This window comes from Acinetobacter sp. YH12070 (assembly GCF_013419625.1).
GTDB lineage: Bacteria > Pseudomonadota > Gammaproteobacteria > Pseudomonadales > Moraxellaceae > Acinetobacter > Acinetobacter amyesii.
This window is the reverse complement of record NZ_VOZT01000110.1, coordinates 1-4,182: the sequence shown is the minus strand read 5'-3', so window position 1 is coordinate 4,182 and position 4,182 is coordinate 1. Positions and strand designations below refer to the sequence as shown.

The window sequence follows — 4,182 nt, the reverse complement described above, 5'->3', positions numbered from 1 at the left end:
GTTATAGACCACATTTAAGTTTAAATATGAACACCCCGAATCAGACGTATGAGCAAACTAAAACCGAGCTAATTGCTTAACTCGGTTTGAAGTGGAATACTGTCAATCTATTTCAGGACAAGACATGTATAGCGTTCTAAAGTTCAGCGACTTCGAGTTGAGTAAAATGTTTAAAATGAGCGGCATAGTGCATGGCACTCATTTTTAGACGTGCTTCCGCTTGTTCATCTAAAGTCTTAACAACCTTACCCGGTGAACCCATCACAACAGAGTTATCAGGAATCACCTTCCCTTCTGGAATTAAAGCATTCGCACCAATGATGCAATTTTTACCAATCACGGCATGATTTAGGACCACGGCATTGATTCCAATCAGACTATTATCACCTACGGTACATCCGTGTAGCATGGCTTGATGCCCAATCGTGACATAATCGCCAATGGTCATTTCAATGCCTGCATCGGTATGCAACACCGCATTTTCTTGTACATTGGTAAAATCACCCAGTTTGATACGACTGTTGTCCCCTCGAATGACGGCTCCGAACCAGACACTCACTTCTCGGCCTAATTCAACTTGCCCAATGACCGTTGCATTTTCTGCAACCCAACCATCCCAAGGTTGATGCGTGGCTTTCGGGCTATATCCTTGAAATTTGTACAACATGATCAAACATCCTATTTTGACTTTCTAAAAATGATTTATGGCTCACGGCCCAAATGAAATGAAGGAGAATTTAATAAAAAAGGCCATTCTTTTTGATAATTCAAACCATATTGAAATAAGGAAATCAACATCCGTGCAGTCAAACCCCAAACGATTTCGTTTTCGATTCTTAAACTGGGAAAATAAAGCGATTGCTGGGCAAAACGAACTTCATATGGCGTTGGCGGTGTTTCTAAAAGCTGTCTTAATGATGCAAAAAAAATACGGTCAATTTCAGTGGGTTGAGGTATCAAATTTACATCAGGCGGGATCAACCCCACGATCGGTTTAACCAACATCCCATTCCGTGCTTTTTGCATTGGCAAATCACCCAAAAGTTGCACATCAAATGGATTTAGAGCGGTTTCTTCTTGGGCTTCTCTTAACGCCACCACGATATTACTGGTGTCTTGGGCATCACGTTTGCCACCGGGAAAGGACACTTCACCGGCATGATTATTCATATAGAGTGAGCGGCGGGTCAATAAAATACGTGGATTATCTTCTTGGGTAATCGCAATCAATACAGCAGCATGCGCAGGTTGAATACGCTTAGAAAAACGTAAACTTTGCTGCAATCGCTGAGTCAATAAACCCTCATCCATCCACATTACATCCTTATAATTATCTTGTTTTCATCATAGCTGAATTTCGGCCAAGCTGGTTAGAAATGATGCCAAAGTTTTATTTTTAAGTTATTCTGACGGTTCACACAATCCATGACGATGAATATGAACTTTTGCTCAAACTGCGGACAAAAAACAAAAGAAGCGATCCCGCTTGGAGATCATCAGATACGCCGTATTTGTACCGCATGTGGGTTTATTCATTATGTGAATCCTAAAGTCATTTGTGGTGCTTTAGCCGTTTGGGACAATCAAGTTTTACTTTGCCGTCGTGCGATTGAGCCACGTTATGGGCTGTGGACATTACCTGCTGGCTATATGGAACTCTATGAGACGATGGAGCAAGGCGCAGCACGTGAGACTCGCGAAGAAGCCGAAGCAGAAGTCAACATAGAGCAACTGTATTGCATGTATAACATTCCCCGTATTGGGCAAATTTATGCCTTGTTCAAATCTGAACTAATCAATGGAGAGTTTGGTGCGGGTGATGAAACTATTGAATCACGATTATTTAGTGAAGAAGATATTCCTTGGGATGATTTAGCCTTTCCTAGTGTGGAAAGAACGCTGCGGCATTATTTTGCTGACCGCAAAACAGGTCAGTTTGAAATGCATCTCGAAACCCTCGGTACGCGACTCGATCACACAGGTTAATTTACAGATCTCTTAATTAAAAAAGCCCATCATAAGATGGGCTTTTTTATTTTACTCATATTTGATGATTATTTTGCCTTGATGGTGTAACAAGGAGCCAAATCTAAAGAAATATCACCACCGCTTAACTTCGCCGTTTGAGCCGCAGCAGTATCATTTGGATTCTTTAAGCTATAAATATAACTAAAGCTGGCCAAACTATTCCCCCACTTCACCACTTTATTATCCGAATCTGTCAAAGCAACGCCAGAGGGACGTGTGCCTGCATTGGCATTAATCATATTGTGTAACTGCACTAAAGCCCCGCCTACAACCATTGATGTATCCGCTGAAGTTTTCACACTTGAGTTCATTCCAATCAGCGCGCCATCAAGCGTATGGAAATATGGGTCAGCTAAAATCATACGAATCGAAATGGTATTTGGATTGATATTTCCTTCAGGCGTAAAGGTACGGGTTGTCGTTCCGATACGATATTGCTGTACACCTTTGTCATCTTTCATTAACAGTGGGTCAAGCACATCTTTTCCGCTACAGCCTTCCGTCGCGTGTGTAGACAAGTCGACAATTTGGCTATCTTGACGAGTAAATACATCGTCTGGCACGCCAGATTTTATATTTGTGCGAATATCACCATTACGGTCAATCACCACACCCAATTTCACTGTTTTAATCGAAGTATCGGTAAATTTAAAGGTTAAATCTGCATACAAGGGGAAGATATAATTTTGTCCAGCGGCAACATTTTCAACAGACTTAAAGACTTTTTTGTCTAAATACGACAGCGGATAAAGCTTGTATAAATCCATCGTGCCTTTAAATTGCACTTGGTTAATGTTTTGCTCCCAAAGACCTAATTTTTTCTTATCATCGGCCGTCAGAACATAATCATCTTTTTTAGCCATTAATGTTTTATATAAACTTCCACCTGTACCGACCACCATTTTGTCGGCAAGTAGCGTCCCTTGTTTAATAATCAAAGGGCCAGAGTTGGCTTCTTCAGCATCAAAACGGAAACCCAGAATGCCAGGTTTATCAATTTGCTTGGTAAGCGGATCAATCCAATTGTCCTGTGGCGTTGCTGTTAAACGTGTTGGTCGTACCTGTGTCAAGAGCAAGACATTCACACCACCAATGGTACTCAACTGTTGATCAACTTTGCCCTTCCACTGTAAACCACTACCAAAAGTCATACCTTGGCGGTCCGTCATTAACATGAAATGACCAAATAAATTGACTTTTGAACTATCGGTCGGCAAACATTCATTTTTGTCACAGCCGACCAGTCCATTTGAACCACTGGCATTGGTAATTACGCCATCAGTTGAAAATAACGCAAACTCAGGCTGATATACCGCAGCCGTTGAGATATTCATGAGTTTTGAAACTAAGGTAAATGCATTTTCATTGCTGACTTCGGACAAGTCTAGCCAAGGTGTAAACAGGTCATTAAACTCCATATCAGAACTGATGCTGAAGTCTGCTGTCGCGACATTCCGAGTGATTTGATCAATCAGTACTTTATCTGCATTGTTGATATAAACCGCTTGGATATCTGTAGCTGTCACTGCGCTATTATTTTTCAAAGCCAAAGCTTGAATGATTTTAGCTAAACGCATTGCGACTTTAACTGTTGCATCGGTATCCGAAATCGTTGCAGCAGGTTTACCCGCGATGCCGGCAGCCAAATCCAATAAGGTCAAACGAGGTGGTGTCGTGCCACTGGCTACATTTGAAATTTGCTTCAAATCTACTTTACCCAAATCAATTCGACGTGATTTTTCACCTTGGACAAAGAAAGTTACCGTGTCGCCAATCTTACAAGCACCTGTCGAAACACCCTCTTTAAGATCGAACAAGGTAATGTAGGTATTTTTAACGTCGCTCGAACAATTAAAGTTCAGACCTTCAATTGGATAATCTAAAACAAACTCGACACAGCCTTCGGTATTACTTTTACAAGTACCATTAGTCGTACTGGTATCATAAATTTCAGGATTCACATTTGCACTTTCACCGCCACAGCCACTGAGCGCTGCAACCAATGCCGTTAAAGCAAACGGTAATAAAATTTGGCTCTAGACTAGCAGATTTGCACTTAGTTTTACCTAATGAGGTCCCACAACTCTGTTGCTAGCTCATTAGGCTCCCTCATCCAACGCCATTCTGTTTCTTTAAGATGATAATCAAAATACT

General features: G+C 41.3%; 4 protein-coding genes and 1 pseudogene. 1 reads left to right on the top strand and 4 read right to left on the bottom strand.

From position 1 onward, the window contains the following. Positions 1-136: 136 nt before the first annotated feature. Together FTU17_RS16900 and FTU17_RS16895 are read right to left on the bottom strand one after the other, a co-directional pair. Positions 137-667, bottom strand: coding sequence for a gamma carbonic anhydrase family protein (locus tag FTU17_RS16900; RefSeq protein WP_078191181.1), 531 nt, complete (start codon positions 665-667; stop codon positions 137-139). Between the two features lie 35 nt (positions 668-702). Next, positions 703-1,311 (bottom strand): CoA pyrophosphatase, encoded by a 609-nt coding sequence (locus FTU17_RS16895; protein ID WP_078192365.1) that lies wholly within the window; start codon positions 1,309-1,311, stop codon positions 703-705. Positions 1,312-1,437: 126 nt separating this feature from the next. On the opposite strand from FTU17_RS16895, the gene FTU17_RS16890 reads away from it, so the two are divergent. Next, positions 1,438-1,986 carry an NUDIX hydrolase gene (locus tag FTU17_RS16890; protein WP_078192366.1) on the top strand — a complete coding sequence of 183 codons (549 nt, stop codon included), beginning with the start codon at positions 1,438-1,440 and terminating at the stop codon, positions 1,984-1,986. A gap of 68 nt (positions 1,987-2,054) precedes the next feature. Here FTU17_RS16890 and FTU17_RS16885 read toward each other — a convergent pair whose 3' ends face one another. Both FTU17_RS16885 and FTU17_RS16880 read right to left on the bottom strand, forming a co-directional pair. Next, positions 2,055-4,031 carry a hypothetical protein gene (locus tag FTU17_RS16885; RefSeq protein ID WP_257227419.1) on the bottom strand — a complete coding sequence of 659 codons (1,977 nt, stop codon included), beginning with the start codon at positions 4,029-4,031 and terminating at the stop codon, positions 2,055-2,057. Between the two features lie 59 nt (positions 4,032-4,090). Beyond that, positions 4,091-4,182: pseudogene (locus FTU17_RS16880) on the bottom strand (IS1595 family transposase); the annotation flags it as partial.